This window comes from Mesorhizobium sp. NZP2234, assembly GCF_013170765.1.
GTDB classification, from domain to species: domain Bacteria; phylum Pseudomonadota; class Alphaproteobacteria; order Rhizobiales; family Rhizobiaceae; genus Mesorhizobium; species Mesorhizobium loti_D.
The window spans coordinates 2,678,194-2,693,279 of record NZ_CP033364.1 but is presented as its reverse complement, the minus strand read 5'-3'; the positions used below and the strand labels follow the sequence as shown (position 1 = coordinate 2,693,279).

The window sequence follows — 15,086 nt, the reverse complement described above, 5'->3', positions numbered from 1 at the left end:
CTCCCGCGACACGGCAGCGTGATGGTCACCGCGACCCGAGCGGGAAACAGGCGAGGACCGAACTATCCCGCGGGGTGGAGAGCCGCCAGTTGAAAGCCGGCATTCGTTCCCGCGGCCGTCTCGGTCAGGACATCCAGTGCAAACGCCGCCGAGGCGATGTCGAAGAAAACGTCATAGGATATCGCGCCGAAGCGGTCGAAGCGGGCAACGACCGCATCCAGATGCAAGGCGCGGGTCTGGGAGAGATCGCCGGCCTTGAGGCTTTCCGGCCTTAGATCGGCCATCGAGATCCGCCGCATCAGCGCGGGCGACGCCGGGCCCGATATCACGAACCACGCCCAGCCTTCGTCGCGATAGGCGTCATATCCCTTGGAGGGAAGCGCACTGTCGCGCCAGGCCTTGCGCAGGTCGCGCAACCGCGCACCGCTGCCGCCGGGAGGCGCCGCCAGCAGCACCTCCTGCTGGCCAAGTCGCAGCACCGACGTGCCGCAAGGCAAGACAATGGCGGTATTCACCGTTTCCGGCGTCGATAGACCTGCTTCACCGAGCCAGTCCATCGTGCCGGGACCGCGCAGCCCGAACCGCTCGATCAGCGTGCAGTCGAGCACGACGTTCTCCTGCGCTCCGGGCGGTCCATCCCTGCGTGCGAGGCGCCGCGCCAGGGCGTGGTGGCGCAGACTGGAATCAATACCCTGACCGACCGATGCGGAATGGCTGCTCGGGGGCATCCTACATCTCCTGCCGCTGGTTTTCGGGGTCATGGAACGGCGTCGGCACCACCTTGGCCTGCAGTTCCTTGCCGCACAGGCCGCGTATGCGCAGGCTGGATCCCGGCGCCGCGTCACGCGGGTCGGCGTAGGCCAGTCCGATCCATTTGCCCAGCGTCGGCGAGAAGCAGGTCGAGGTGACGAAACCCACAGGACGTCCGTCGCGCAGCACAAGACAGGATTCCGCCAGCCGGATGCCGTGCCCCTCGGGCAGTTCGAAGCCGCAAAGCTTGCGCTTCAGGCCCAGCCTGGCGCGCGCCTCGATGGCGGTCTTGCCGACATAGCGCGTCTTGGTCTTCGACAGCGCCCACCCCATGCCCAGTTCATCGGGAGTCGAGAGCGCGTCGGTATCCTGGCCGATGATGATGTGCCCCTTTTCCAGACGCAGGATTCGCGAGGCTTCCAGCCCATAGGGTTGCAGCCCGTGGGGGGCGCCCACCTCCAGCAGCTTTCGCCAGAGCGCCGCGCCGAAGGATTGCGGCACATGAAGCTCATAGCTCAGTTCGCCGGTGAAGCCGATGCGCATGACCCGGACCGGGCATCCGCCGATCACGCCGCTGCGGCCATTGAGGTAGGGGAAGCCCTCCGGGGAGAGATCGATGTCCCCGCCGAGCGCCTCGAGAACCTTGCGTGCCGAAGGGCCGGTGACATTGATCGCCGCGAAGGCGGCGGTGACGTTCTGGATATCGACCCGCATGCCCCATTGCGTGTTCGCGAACAGCATGTCGGTAAAGACGCGGGCGACGGCGCCGGTGGTGGCGGTCACGTAGAATTCGGTCTCGGACATGCGGTAAGCCACCCCGTCGTCGATGACCGATCCCATGTCGTTCAGCATCAGGCAATAGCGCACGCGCCCCACCGGCTGCCTGGCATGCGCCATCGTATAGATGCGGTCGAGGAAAGCACCGGCATCCGGCCCTCGTATCGCCAGCTTGCCCAGGGTCGAAACGTCAAGCATGCCGACCTTGTCACGCACCAGCCTGACCTCGTCGGAGATCGTCTTGGGGACATCGCCGCCTCCGCCGTAGTGCAGCGGTCGCCACCACGCACCGGCGGGTGTCAGCTTCGCGCCGCTTGCGACATGTTCGGCGTGGATCGCCGTATGCCTGTAGGGCACATGGTTAGGGCCGGCCAGAAGTCCCAATTTTTCCGGGCCGAATGGCGGCCGCGACGTGGTGATGCCCACCTCGCCCACCGTGCGGCCCGTCTCCGCCGCGACGATCCTGGCCGTCATCAAAGCCGAATGCCGGCCCTGCGACGGCCCCATGCCGACGGTGGAATAGCGCTTCACCAGTTCAAGCTCGCTATAGCCGTCGCTGACGGCGTTCCTGATATCCTTGACCTGCAGGTCCTCGTCGAAGTCCACGAAGTCACGCCCCTTGGCGTGCGCGGACAGCGATTGAAAATGGTTCATCGCCGCCGCGCTGGCATCCGGGATGATCGCCGGCAGGTCGGCATCATGCCCCGCCCCCCGCGCCGCCGCCGCGCCCGCGATCTCGCCGCTGCGCAGCACCGAGTTCAGCTCGAAACAGCCTGCCGCCGAGCCGGCGACATGAAACGCCTCCGGCAGATTGCTCAGCACGAATTGCCGGCTGGTCTCGTCAAATCCCAGCTTCGCGCCGGCATGCAGCGGCAGCTGGTAGGACGGCGTGTAGCCCGCCGCCACCACCAGGTGATCGCACTCCAGCAGTTCCGCGCCATGTTCGGGCGTGCTGAAGCGGATGGCTCTTATATGGCGATTGCCTCCCGTCCCCAGCGCTTCCATGACGGTGACATTCTGGATGATCCTGACGCCGCGCTCGACGAGGTGTCGCGCGAGGGTTTTGTCGGACGCATCGGTTGCCGGGTCGAGAACGGCGGCCAGGGACACGCCTGCATCGAGAAGGTCGTGAGCGGCGAGATATCCGTCCCCGTTGCCAGCAAAGACCACGGCGCGCCGGCCAGGGCGAACCGCGTAGTGGCGCATCAGCCGCTGCGCCGCGGACGACAGGAGGATGCCCGGCAGGTCGTTGTTGCGAAACACCAAGGGTTGTTCATGCGATCCCGCGGCCACCACGACCTGCTTGGCGCGAACGCGATAGAGCGTCTCGCCCTGCAGCACCGGAAGCCAGTTGTCGGCGAACCAGCCATTGCAGGTGGCGCCGGTCAGCACCCGCAGATTGCCGAGCTTCTCGGCAGCGTCGCGCAGCGCCCGCAAGGTCGCATCGGCCTCCGCCGTATCGAGGCCGAAGCGCGCATAGGTCAAGGCGCCGCCGATTTCCGGGTTCAAGTCGACCAGCAGCACCCGCGCACCCGCTTCGGCTGCCTTGACGGCCGCCGAAAGCCCTGCCGGGCCAGCGCCGACGACCAGCACATCGGTGTGCAGGTTTTCCCTGATGTAATGGCCATGACCGGCGGTGAGGTCGACCTTGCCGAGTCCGGCCGATCTGCGGATCATCGGCTCCCAGAATTTGAGCCAGCTTTTCGCGCCGGGGCCAAAGAAGCCACGGTAATAGAACCCGACGGGCATGAAGCGGCCCAACCTGTCGAGCACCGCGCCACGGTCACGTTCGGCGGTGCCGTAGACGTTCTGGGCAGTGACCTCCAGCCCTTCGGCGATCGGACGCAGATCAGCCCGCACATTCGGCTCGTCAGGCAGTTGCACCAGCGTATTGGCGTCCTGCCCGGCCATGGTGAGGATGCCGCGCGTACGGTGATACTTGAAGGAGCGCGACAGGATCCAGCGGCCGCTGCCGGCCATGGCGGAGGCAATGCAGTCGCCGGCGAAACCTTCGAGCGGTCGGCCGTCGAAGGCGAAACGGATTTTTTGGGTGCGGTCGAGGCGCGATCCCCAGGGAAGCGGCAGCCGTTCGGTCATGTTAGGCAGGCTTTCGATTGGGAAGATAGGTGGCGAGGATCTGGTCGCTGACGGTGTGGCGTTCCGCGATCAGCACGGTGTTGGACGGGGTGTGCCGCCACCACTCCCGCATCACGCCGAGCGGGTTCTCGGCATGGAACAGGGCTTCGATCAGTTGCTCGGGCTGGTCGGCGCTGGCCTCGCGGACCGGTCCGAGATACTGAAATTCGGTGATGTTGCGCGGGCCGTTCACCGGGCAGGTCAAGAGCTTCATCGGAATACTCGTCAGTGGCTGGCGGCCGTGGCGCCCATTTCGTTCAGCAGCGCGAAGCTGTCGAACCGGCTGAGGTCGAATGGTTTGAGGATATCGGGCACGCGCCCGGTGGCGATGGTCTCGGCCATGCGTTTGCCGGCCACGGGCGTCGCCTTGAAGCCCCAGGTGCCCCAGCCGCAGTCGAGCCAATAGTTCCGCAATGGCGAGGCGCCCATGATCGGGCTGTAGTCGGGCGTCATGTCGGTGATCCCGGCCCACTGCCGCAAGAGCTTGACCTTGTGCAGGAAGGGGAAGAGGTGCAGCGCGCCTTCGGCGAGATGTTCCTTCTGGTCCAGCGTCGAGCGCGTCGAGGCCAGCTGGTAGGGATCGGAGCCGCCACCGATGACGACCTCGCCACGCGAGGACTGCACCAGATAGGTGTGCAGATTGGCCGACGAGACGAGGATGTCCAGGAATGGCTTCAGCGGCTGCGTCACCATCGCCTGCAGCGGGAAGCAGCGTATCGGCAGCCGGATGCCCGCCATGGCGGCGACCTGGCCGTTGAGCCCGCCGACGGCCTGCAGCACCTGGCCCGCGGCGATCGTTCCACGGTTCGTCCTGATGTGGGTGACCCGGTCGCCCGCGTGCTCGATGCCGGTCACCTCGGTGCGCTGGTGGATCTCCACGCCGCGCGCGCCGGCATGCCTGGCATAGCCCCATGCCACGGCGTCATGGCGGGCCGTGCCGCCGTCGGCATGCCAGAGCCCGCCCATCACCTCGTGCTGACCGCCGAGATCGAGGTTGAGATGCGGGCAAAGCTCCTTCACCGTCCGGACATCGACCACTTCGATCCTTGTGCCCATGTGCTTGCCCATTTCGGCACGCAGATGGAAGCTGCGCAGCGTCGCCTCGGAATGCGCGAGCGTCAGTTGCCCGCGCTGCGAAAACATGACGTTGAAGCCTAGATCCCGCGACATCGTCTCGAACAGTTCGACACCTTCCTTGTAGAAGCGGACCGATTCCTCGGTCATGTAGTTCGAGCGGATCGTGGTGGTGTTGCGCGCCGTATTGCCACCGGCGAGATAGCCCTTTTCCAGCACGGCGACGTTGCGGATGCCATGCAGATTGGACAGGTAGTAAGCCGCCGCGAGGCCGTGACCACCTCCGCCGATGATCACCACATCGTAGGATCGTTTCAGGTCGGGTGTCGGAGGGATGTCGCGAAAGGACACGTGCCTGGCGCGCAGGCCGTATTTCAGCAGAGAGAAAGGCATGGTGTCCTGCGGCTCGGCGGCTGGGATTGGCCTTAGAGAACCCGCCGGATCGGCCTGGTGCAAGAAATCGTTCTTTACCCAGTGACCTCGTTTTCGTAATGGATCAAGAACCGAAAGGAGGTCTCGGCATGCGCAATCTCCCGCATCTAACCTATCTCGAGGCCTTCGAAGCGGCGGCCCGGCATCTGAGCTTCACCAAGGCCGCCGAGGAATTGAATTGCACCCAGGGCGCAATCAGCCAACGGGTCCGGGCGCTGGAGCAGTTCTTCGCCAGGCCGCTCTTCCATCGGCGCAGCAACGGCTTGGAACTGACCGAGGTCGGCACCGCCTATCTGCCGGGAATAGCCGAGGCGCTGGATCGAGCCGAAGCGGCGACCGAGGGATTGCTCGGCGCGCAGGCGCAGACCAGCGTGACGGTTTCGGCCCCGCTCAGCTTCGTCACGCTGTGGCTCGCACGGCATCTGGTTGGTTTTTCCGCCGCCCATCCGAGGATCGAAGTCCGGCTGAACAGCACGATCTGGACCGACCCCAACGTGGAGCTGGCGGATCTGAGCATTCTTGCGCTCGATCCGCTGCAGCCGGCATCGGGCGCCGTGCGGCTGGGGCGAGAGCGGCTGGTGCTTCTCTGCGACCCCGAGACCGGCCGCCGGGCTGAAGCGAGGCCCAGTGCCGATTGGTTCAACGCCGCCCGGCTCATCCACGTGCAAGGCAGGATGCAGCTGCTGGATCTCTGGGCGAAGAAGGAGAACATCGTCATCGCGCCGCACAAGGCGCCGATCAAGGCCGACAATGCGGCGGCGGCATTGGAGGTTGCGGCATGCGCGGGCGGCATCACCGCGGTCATGTCGACTTATGCGGCGGCCTATCTGGCCTCGGGACGGTTGGTGGCGCCATTCGGCGCGGGGGAAATCCTGCCGGTTGCCTTGCATGTGGTTCCCAATCAGCACCGCCGCCTCTCGCGGTCGGCGACGCTGTTCGTGCAATGGCTGTCAGGGGAGATCCCGCTCCACGGCGAGATCTAGATTCAGCGCCGGCGCTCGAAAACAGAGGCGCACAACTCTGATCGAAACGATCGATATCCACCGCGCGCGCCGCGAACCACCTGCCAGGTTCAGCTCGGCATGCTCGGACTCAACCCCGCTTCGGGATCTGGACGTCCTCGAGCGGAAGCGTCAGGGCCATGGCGACGAAGTAGAGCGCCGCCACCCAGAGGAACATCACGTTGAATCCACTCGAATAGCGGCCGAACACCACATCGCGTATCGCGGCCGGCAGGCTTGAGGCCAGATGCGGGTCCAGCCCGGTCAGGCCGTCCGGCAGCAGCGCGGCGGCATCGGCCGGATCCCTGGGCCAGGCGACTATTTCGCCTCGGGCAGTTCCAGCACCGGTTCGGTCCCGCCCAACATTTCCTTGAAGGCCGCATCGCAACGTCGTGCGACTATGGCGAAATCGCCGAATACCCCCCGGCGGTCTCGATCGATTTCGAATGAGACGCCCTGGGCCAGCGGCAGCGTATCGGGCCGTGGATCCTTGTCTTTGATCTTGCCGAGAAATGTCGCGGATACGGCCGTGTTTAGACAGCGTCACCGGATTGCGAACGGCCCCGCAGGAGCAGCGCCCGGGCCTGGGCGATAATGGGAGCGTCGATCATTTTGCCGTCGACAAGGCGCGCCGCGCCATCCTGGGCCGCGTCGACGACACGCTGCGCCCAGCCCAGTTGCTCGGCGCTCGGCCGAAAGGCCGCGATGACATCCGATGTTTGGGCGGGGTGTATGCAAAGCTTCCCGCCGGCCCCATGATTCAAGGCTTGCCGGCATTCGCAGGCCAACCTGGTGGTATCCGCGACTTCGAAGGACGGGCCGTCCAACGGCAGGGCCTTCCCGGCGGCTCTGCTTGCCACGGCCAGCCGCATCAAGGCATGCGCTTTGATCGCGTCGGAAGCTGCCGCACCCAGGTCCAGGGCGAAGTCGGCGGGGCCAAACGCCAATCTTGCGACATGAGGGTGGGCGGCCAGGGCCGCCGCCGCCTCCAGGCCTCTGGCGGTCTCGATCAACGCCATGATCTCGACGTCCTCACCAAGGATCTCGACGATCGCGTCGAGCGTTGCCACCGACTCCGCCTTTGGCAGGCAGATACGTCGAAGCCCTAATGCCCTGACGGCGGCAAGGTCGGCATGGTACCAGCCGCTGTCTTGACTGTTCACCCGCACGAAGGTGGGGTTCTGCAATCTCAGGGCATGGTGAAGGTTCGAGCGGGCGCCATCCTTGGCGGCGGGCGCAACAGCGTCCTCGAGATCGACAATGACCGCGTCGGCTCCAGACCGGTCCGCCTTTTCAAAACGCTCGGGGCGGTCGGCCGGCACAAACAAGGGCGCGACAGGCGTACTGTGCGCGATCATCGGGCCGGTTTCTGGTCGATATCGGCTTCCATGTGCACGGCGCCATGCCCGCCTTGCGCCCAGAACCGCTGCCCATCCATGCCGGCCCTGAAGGTCAGTTCACGGTCCGCGATTGCCGGGGCAACGCCCCGGTAGCGAAACGTCAAGGGTAAATCCGCGCCTTGGGACGCCGCGAGATTCAGGAGCAGCGTCGCCTGGAGGGGGCCGTGGACCACCAGCCCTTCATATCCCTCCGCCTTCGTCGCGTAAGGCAGGTCATAATGGATGCGGTGACCGTTGAAAGTGATGGCCGAATAGCGAAAGAGCAGCGTGGGCGACGGAACGAGAGACCATACCTTTCCAGCGGGCTGGAGTATCGTCGGCGCCACGGGTGCATTGTTGGAACGAGCACCGTCCCCCGGCATGGCCGCCTCCCGGTAAACGATATCCTGCCGTTCACTCAGCACCAGGCCACGATCTGAGTGATAGTCGTGGCCGACAGCGACAAACCACAGCTCACCGGACCGGCCTTGCTTGCGGACGATGTCGCGGATGGTGGAGACCCGGCGAACCTCATCACCAACTTGGAAAGCATCAAGCACCCGGAGTTCACCGCCCGCCCACATGCGGCGCGGCTGCGGGACGGGCGGCAGCGACAGGTTCTTGGCCGGATGGCCATCGGCACCCAGCTGGTCCATGCCGGCTATCGCCGGCGACAGGCACCAGTGGATGCCAAGCGGCGCCTGGCCTGCGGCCGAAGGTGCGAGATTGGGTTCGAAAACTGCCTTGAAACTCCGCACGAGGCGTTCCGAAACGACATCGAAGCTCTCGCTCTGCCGGCCAATCCATTCCGCGAATGGCTTCTGTTCGGTCGCGTCCACCCGACCGCTCGTCAATAGGAACGTGGCATTCCGAGCACGTGCTCGGAAAGGTAGGACAGGATAAGGTTCGTCGAGATCGGCGCGACCTGGTAAAGCCGGGTTTCGCGGAACTTGCGCTCGACATCATACTCTTCGGCGAAGCCGAAGCCGCCATGGGTCTGGACACATGCGTTGGCGGCTTCATTCGAAGCATCGGCGGCGAGCATCTTGGCCATGTTGGCCTCGGCACCACAGTCGAGGCCGGCTTCGTAGAGCCGCGTCGCCTCGCGGACCATCAGTTCGGCCGCGCGCATGTTGGCATAGGCCTTGGCGATGGGAAACTGGATGCCTTGGTTGGCACCGATGGCCCGGCCGAAGATGTTGCGGTCGCAGGCGTAAGTGGAAGCCTTGTTGATCAGCCACTTGGCGTCGCCAACGCACTCGGCGGCGATCAGGATCCGCTCGGCATTCATCCCAGACAGGATGTAACGGAAGCCCTTGCCCTCTTCTCCGACCAGGTTTTCGGCGGGGACTTTGACATTGTCGAAAAAGACCTCGGTCGTGGAGTGGTTCATCATCGTGCGGATCGGCCGGATCGACAGCCCCTCTTGAAGCGCGTCCCGCATGTCCAGGATGAACACTGAAAGACCGTCGGTCCGTTTGGCCACCTGGTCCTTGGGAGTGGTCCGCGCGAGCAGGAGCATGAGGTCGGAATATTCCGCCCGGCTTGTCCAGATCTTCTGGCCGTTGACGACGTAATGATCGCCCTCCTTGCGGGCGAAGGTCCGGATCGAAGTCGTGTCCGTGCCGCTGGTCGGCTCGGTGACGCCGAACGCCTGCAGCCTCAATTCGCCGGAGGCGATCTTTGGAAGATAACGCTCCTTTTGAGACGCATTGCCATGCCGCAGGACTGTGCCCATGACGTACATCTGCGCATGGCATGCGGCGCCGTTGCACCCGGCTCGCTGGATCTCCTCTAGCACCGCGGCCGCGGCCGACAGCGTCAAGCCGGACCCGCCATATTCCTCGGGGATCAAGGTCGCGAGATAACCAGCCTCCGTCAGCGCGTTGACGAAATCCACCGGGTAGGCGCGGTCCGCGTCGAGCTTGCGCCAGTATTCGCCCGGAAATTGCTCGCAGAGCCGACGCACGGCTTCGCGGATGTCTTCGTTGTCAAAGTCCTTGAACATCAGGCGCTCCGTGCGGCACGGACTGGGGCACGCGCATCGCCAGCTATTTCAACCAATCCCAGCGAGCGCACGGGACGGTTATCGGGCAGGCCAAGGATGGCCCTGATCAGGTCGTCGGCACGGCCTTCCGAGCAGCCGCCTTCGACAAGCTGCGCGCGGGCCTTCCGAGACAGTTCGGCGCTCGTCACCGGATTGTCGGGATCGCCCTTGGCGTCGTGGCGCGTGGCCGAAAGGCGCCTCCCGGAAGCGGTCTCCACCACGATCTCGGCTCCCCATGACCTGGGATAAGCCGCTTCAATCCCGGGCGCGAGTTCGACCTTGACCTTGCCGCGTTCGCCGACCATCCGTTGCCGTGCATCCGCATTAAAGCTGGCCTGGTCGACGCGGCCGTCCGCCAAGGCTATCGCGACCGTGTGCTGCAGCGAGAATTTGGCGCTGTATGGATCTTCCGGGCTCGGGCGATCGCACACGTCGAGGGCGGCACGATACGTTCCGACTTGAACCCGTGCGATGGCCTCGCCGGCGATCTCGTGATGCAGGGCGATTGCGCCGTCGATCGCGGGGTGGGTATGCCGGCAGCAAGGCCAAGGCTTGATCGAGGTGTTGATCAGCTGCCACGGGCGCCCCGGGCCGCTTGTCACGGCCTCCGGGATCGGGTCCGGACAGAGGCCGGCGTAAAACCCCTTTTCACCTTCAAGGATATTCTCCGCGCCGGTGAATCCCTCCTTCGCCAGGAGTGAGGCGAGAAGGCCTGATTCCGCGGCTCTGGCGGTGTGGAGATGCTTGCTCATGGCGCCTTCGGCCAGGAATTCCCAGAGCCCTGACGACTGCGTGCCGGCATTGCCAAGCGCCCACACGGTCTTGGTATCGTCGAGGCCAATAAGTTCAGCCGCGGCAAACGCGGCGCCAAAGGGACCGCAGGTCGAGGTGTTGTGCCAGACCCGGTAATGCTTCTTGCCGACGGACATGCCTATTCGGCAACAGGCCTCATATCCCGCGAGAACTGCCTTGAGAAAAGCTTCGCCGCCAAGATCGAGGTCATGAGCCACCGCCCATGCCGCGGGAATGACGACGCTGCCCGGATGGGTCACCGAATCCCGATGCAGATCGTCCATCTCCAGGATATGGGACAGACCACCCAGATAAAACGCCTTGCGGGCGGTGTCCGCTTGTGTCGGCGGCGCGACCGTCCTGAGCATGCGGGCCGGCTCGGTCGGCAGCGCGCCAAGGGCACAGGCAAGCGTATCAAGGACGAACAGCGACGCCCATTCGAGGTCGCGTTCGGTTACCGGCTTTTCGCGGATCAGGCGGGTCAGGTTACGGGTCAAGCTCATGGCGCTGTATTTCCTATCCGTTTGGCATCCACCCTGCCGGCAGTGCCGAACTCCCGCCGCAAGGCCAGGTCGTGTTCGCCAAGCGTTGGCACCCTGCCAAGCACCGGCCGCCGGCCGTTGACCGTGACAGGTGGGGCAAAGAGCTCGACCGGCCCCACCGATGTCTCGACCGGGACTTTGGTCGCGCTGCGGTGCACCGCCAGATCCGCCATGGTTGAGACACGCCCATATGCAATGCGCACCCGGTCCAGCAGTTCGCATAGTGTAGCCATGGTATAGCTCGCCAGCAGCGCCTGCACGCATGCGTCCAGCGGCTCGCGGTTCTTGATGCGCAGGACGTTGCGTTCGAACCTTGGGTCCGTTGCGATCGACGACTGGCGCAGGACACTGTCGCAGAACACGGCCCATTCGCGCTCATTCTGGACGGCGATCAGGATTTCGCCGTCGCTCACCCTGAACAGCCCATAGGGCGCGATCGAGGGGTGGGCGAGGCCGAGCCGTCGCGGCTCCTTGCCGCCGTAGCGCCGCGCCAGATAGGGCACGTTCATGTATTCGGCGAGCGTGTCGAACAGCGAAACCTGCAGGTGAGCCCCTTCCCCGGTTCGAGCGCGCACGATCAGCGCTTCGAGGATCGCGGCGTAGGCCCCCTGCCCCGTGGCGATGTCGGATATCGATATGCCGACGCGGGTCGGGCCCGACGAAGCGGATCCCGTCACGCCCGCCAAACCCGCTTCAGCCTGGATCAGCAGATCGTAGGCTTTGCGATCATGGTCGGGTGTTCCGGGCGCATAGCCGCCAATGTCACAGACGATCAACCTGGGAAACCGCCTCCTGAGATCAGCGCTGCCGATGCCCAGCCTGTCGGTCGCGGCAGGCGCAAGGTTCTGCACGAACACATCGGCGGAAGCGAGCATGGACTCGACCAGTGCGAGATCGTCGGGCCGCTTCAGATCGACGGTGCAGGATTGCTTGCCGCGGTTGTTCCAGATGAAATAGCTGGAGAGGCCGTCAACGTAGTCGTCATAGCCTCGCGCGAAGTCACCCTCGGGGCGTTCGAGCTTGATGACGCGTGCGCCCGCGTCAGCCAGCCGCGACGTCGCCAGGGGCGCGGCCACGGCTTGCTCCAGCGAAATGACGGTCGTTCCCTCCAGCGCGCCGGGCATGGCATGCTCCCTGTCCTGCTTTTCCGACACCATCGCACCGGAAGGGGCCACTGCGTCAAATAGCGTTTTGTAATGGGAGGTATAGCGAAACGGTACAGCGTGCGCCCGCCCGAACAGGCTAGCCAAAGAGGTTGGGGCGCTGATTTTCGTCGGACAGTTCGGCGCTCCAGATCTGGTCCTTGACCAGCTGGCGAAGGATTTCCCACGATAGCTGCCCGACGGCGCGGGGAGCGGTTTGCAAGGGGCGTTCCGTCGAGTAAGCCAGATACACTTTCCGGGTAATCGGAGGGTTCTTGAAACTCCATGCCCGGCATAGTCCGGCCTGGGCCTCCGCGTTGATCGCCATCCTCGGCAAGATCCCGTAACCGATTCCGCGCGTCACCAATCTCTTGATCTGGGTGTAGGAGTCGATTTCGATCGCCGGGTTGATGACGGCCTGGACCGACGTCGCCACGGCATCGATCAGTTCCCGCAGGCCGTGCCCGGGGCCTGGCACGACAAGCGGCAATCCGGCGACGTCGCGAAGCTCCACGGAGGAGCCCTCAAAAGCGTCCGACCCGGGCATCGACGGGCTGGCAAAGAGACAGATCTCCTCGGACAACCCATGGTGTACCGCGAGTCCCCGGGGATCCGACGTCGCGTAGATCATCGCAAGGTCGACTTCCCCGCGTTTCAACCATTCCAGAATGTAGCCGCTCATCGCCTCCACAACGCGGATGCGAACCTCGGGGAAGCGCTCGCGGGCGGCCTCGATCAGCGGCGCCGCGAGCAGTTCGCTGACTGTACCCGGCAATCCGAAGCGCACCTCGCCACGGGGGGCGATGGCGGCGCCCCTGACGCTGTCGGTGATTTCAGCAAATTCGGCAAGAATGCGCTTGGCGTGCACCATGAGCCGCGCGCCGGCCTCCGTCGCGCTGACCCCATGCGGCCCGCGATGCAGGAGAGAGAGGCCAAGCTCCTCTTCCATGTGCCGGACATGCTGGCTCAACGCCGGCTGCGCCACGTGCAGCTGCGTCGCGGCCTTGGAAAACGAGCCGCTCTCCACGACCTGGGAAAAATATCTAAGCTGACGAAGGTCCAAACCGGCTCCCTGGGCTTGATGCAGGGCCACCGTATAACATTTTGTTATTGAGGCAACGGCGAAAACCGGCCTTCCGTCTATCCCGCCCCCAACGGCATCGCGCAAGGATCGCCCTGGAGTTCCGAGCGATCATGAACCACGTCCGCCAATCTCTCCAGAGTTGCCGCGACATCAGCCTGCTGGAACACGTTGCGTCCGAACATCAGGCCGGTCGCGCCGGCGCTGATCGTGTCCTTTGCGAACTGCAGCGTACCCGCCAGGGTGGCCAAGGCGGGGCCGCCCGCGACAGCGATGGGCGCCAGCGATTGCCTGGCAATGTCGGCGAAGCGCTCTGGTTCGCACCAGTCGGTCTTGATCATGTCGGCGCCGAGCTCGCCGGCCATGCGGCAGTTCATCGCCACCACGGCCGGGTCGTCGGCGCGCGCGAAGCCGCCCTTTGCCGCCATCGCCTCGATGACGTGCACGACACCCCATTTCCGGCATTCGGAAGCGACGATGCCCGCGGTTTCAAACGATTTCGTTTCCTCCTCCGGACGGTTGTTGCAGGTGAAGAGGTAGGTGATCACCGCTTCGGCGCCCATTTGCACGGCTTCCTCCACCGTCGCGACGAGACGACTGTGCGTGTCCGCATACCCTGTCGGCGTCCCGTGGCGCCACATGGTCGTCTGGTCGAGGCGCAGGATTACGGCGGGCCCGCCTGCCAGGCGGTGGCCGTGGCGCAAGAGCATGCCGGGATTGACGATGACCGCGTCGACCCCTGCCTCCACCACGATGTCGATCAAAGGCGCGGGATCCGCGATGCCGGCGATCGGTCCGACCTGCATGCCGTGGTCGAGCGGAACACAGAGCATTCGCCCCGAATTCTTGTTGAGCAACCGGGCAAGCCGGCGTGCCTTACCGATTTCAGACATTTCTTTCATTCCTTCGGGTGGGACGCGGCCCGGTCAGACAAGCTCCAGCCTGACGCCCGCTTCCTTCATGTTCTGCACGATGTCGCGGTCGACCGATTGCGAAACCAGGACCACATCGAATGCCGTGAGTTCGGCCACGTAATTGAGAGCCGAGAAGTGGAATTTGCTCTCGTCGACAAGAAGGATTTTCTTGCGCGCGATCTCCATCATGGCCTGCTTGGAGCGCACGACCTGTTCGTCCTGCGTATAGAGGGACATGCCCTGGATGGTGGTCGTCGACATCAATGCCACATCGACATGGTAGGAGCGGATCGCCCTTTCGCAGGCTATGCCGAAAAAGCCGTTGTAGACGCGGTGGTATTTGCCGCCCAGTCCGATCAGTTCGACGTCCTGCTTGTCGCGCAGCCGCTCCATCACGGGCAGCGCATTGGTGATGACGGTTATCGGCGTCACCTGCTCGATGAAGTCGCAGACATGGAAGGTCGTCGAACTGTCGTCCCAGACGATGGCGTTGCCGGGTTCGATATGGGCGGCCGCGGCGCGCGCCAGCCGGCGCTTCTCCTCCACGTGCTGACGTGCCCGGTAAAGGTAGCTGCTCTCGAACAGCATCGACTTCTCTACCGAGACGGCGCCACGAATACGCCGCACCAGCCCCTGGTCATGCAGATCGTTGAGATCGCGGTGGATGGTCATCAGCGATACGTCGAGCTGGACGGCCAGGTCCTTGATCTGCGCCGTTCCGCTTTCCATCAGAATGCGGATGATTTCCGAACGGCGATGGTCCGCCTTCGACAAATGTTGCGCCTCTTCGGATTCCAAGCTGCTTGTCCTTCCGGCGATTTGCCCCTCGCCTGTTTTAACATCATCGGCAAACCGCGCCAGAGAAAAATGTTAAGATATCAAAATTTCGATGCTGCACTGCGCCGCGAGAAAACATCCGGATTCCGCAGTCTCGGCGCGAAGCATCTCAAAATTATGAGTTTAATGGCTTTTTTGCAGTGCAGCACGGCACCAGAATGGGCGTGTTAGCAAATGTTTCG

Annotated in this window: 13 protein-coding genes; 1 reads left to right on the top strand and 12 read right to left on the bottom strand. The window is 64.3% G+C overall.

Annotated elements, in window-relative coordinates:
• Positions 1 to 62: 62 nt before the first annotated feature.
• From EB230_RS13270 to EB230_RS13255, 4 genes are read right to left on the bottom strand one after another with little or no spacing between them, the layout of a single operon-like run.
• Positions 63 to 728: a hypothetical protein gene (locus tag EB230_RS13270; protein WP_056570789.1), complete on the bottom strand. Its 666-nt coding sequence runs from the start codon at positions 726 to 728 to the stop codon at positions 63 to 65.
• 1 nt (position 729) lies between these two features.
• Positions 730 to 3,624: a 2Fe-2S iron-sulfur cluster-binding protein gene (locus EB230_RS13265; RefSeq protein ID WP_056570787.1), complete on the bottom strand. Its 2,895-nt coding sequence runs from the start codon at positions 3,622 to 3,624 to the stop codon at positions 730 to 732.
• A gap of 1 nt (position 3,625) precedes the next feature.
• Positions 3,626 to 3,877 carry a sarcosine oxidase subunit delta gene (locus tag EB230_RS13260; RefSeq protein WP_056570785.1) on the bottom strand — a complete coding sequence of 84 codons (252 nt, stop codon included), beginning with the start codon at positions 3,875 to 3,877 and terminating at the stop codon, positions 3,626 to 3,628.
• Positions 3,878 to 3,888: 11 nt separating this feature from the next.
• Entirely contained in the window at positions 3,889 to 5,130 is a 1,242-nt protein-coding gene (locus EB230_RS13255) for an FAD-dependent oxidoreductase (protein ID WP_056570783.1), read from the bottom strand.
• A 128-nt stretch (positions 5,131 to 5,258) separates the two neighbouring features.
• Between EB230_RS13255 and EB230_RS13250 the strand changes: the two genes are divergently transcribed.
• Positions 5,259 to 6,152, top strand: a complete 894-nt coding sequence (locus tag EB230_RS13250) for a LysR family transcriptional regulator (protein ID WP_162258919.1) — start codon at positions 5,259 to 5,261, stop codon at positions 6,150 to 6,152.
• A 551-nt stretch (positions 6,153 to 6,703) separates the two neighbouring features.
• Here EB230_RS13250 and EB230_RS13240 read toward each other — a convergent pair.
• The 8 genes from EB230_RS13240 to EB230_RS13205 form a co-directional block, all read right to left on the bottom strand.
• Positions 6,704 to 7,528 carry a CoA ester lyase gene (locus EB230_RS13240; RefSeq protein WP_081294843.1) on the bottom strand — a complete coding sequence of 275 codons (825 nt, stop codon included), beginning with the start codon at positions 7,526 to 7,528 and terminating at the stop codon, positions 6,704 to 6,706.
• Positions 7,525 to 8,388 carry a MaoC family dehydratase N-terminal domain-containing protein gene (locus EB230_RS13235; protein WP_172372601.1) on the bottom strand — a complete coding sequence of 288 codons (864 nt, stop codon included), beginning with the start codon at positions 8,386 to 8,388 and terminating at the stop codon, positions 7,525 to 7,527. Before EB230_RS13235 ends, EB230_RS13240 begins: the two co-directional genes overlap by 4 nt.
• 11 nt (positions 8,389 to 8,399) lie before the next feature.
• Entirely contained in the window at positions 8,400 to 9,557 is a 1,158-nt protein-coding gene (locus tag EB230_RS13230) for an acyl-CoA dehydrogenase family protein (protein ID WP_056570776.1), read from the bottom strand.
• Positions 9,557 to 10,891, bottom strand: a complete 1,335-nt coding sequence (locus EB230_RS13225) for an MmgE/PrpD family protein (protein ID WP_056570774.1) — start codon at positions 10,889 to 10,891, stop codon at positions 9,557 to 9,559. Before EB230_RS13225 ends, EB230_RS13230 begins: the two co-directional genes overlap by 1 nt.
• Positions 10,888 to 12,054: a CaiB/BaiF CoA-transferase family protein gene (locus EB230_RS13220; protein ID WP_172372599.1), complete on the bottom strand. Its 1,167-nt coding sequence runs from the start codon at positions 12,052 to 12,054 to the stop codon at positions 10,888 to 10,890. The genes EB230_RS13225 and EB230_RS13220 overlap by 4 nt, the downstream gene beginning before the upstream one ends.
• Before the next feature lie 118 nt (positions 12,055 to 12,172).
• On the bottom strand, positions 12,173 to 13,135 hold the full coding sequence (locus EB230_RS13215) for a LysR substrate-binding domain-containing protein (protein WP_065005360.1): 963 nt from the start codon (positions 13,133 to 13,135) through the stop codon (positions 12,173 to 12,175).
• 77 nt (positions 13,136 to 13,212) lie between these two features.
• Positions 13,213 to 14,046, bottom strand: a complete 834-nt coding sequence (locus EB230_RS13210) for a fructose-bisphosphate aldolase (protein ID WP_172372597.1) — start codon at positions 14,044 to 14,046, stop codon at positions 13,213 to 13,215.
• Between the two features lie 33 nt (positions 14,047 to 14,079).
• A complete protein-coding gene (locus tag EB230_RS13205; protein WP_056570769.1) occupies positions 14,080 to 14,865 on the bottom strand; it encodes a DeoR/GlpR family DNA-binding transcription regulator in 786 nt (261 codons plus the stop codon).
• Between the last annotated feature and the right edge of the window lie 221 nt (positions 14,866 to 15,086).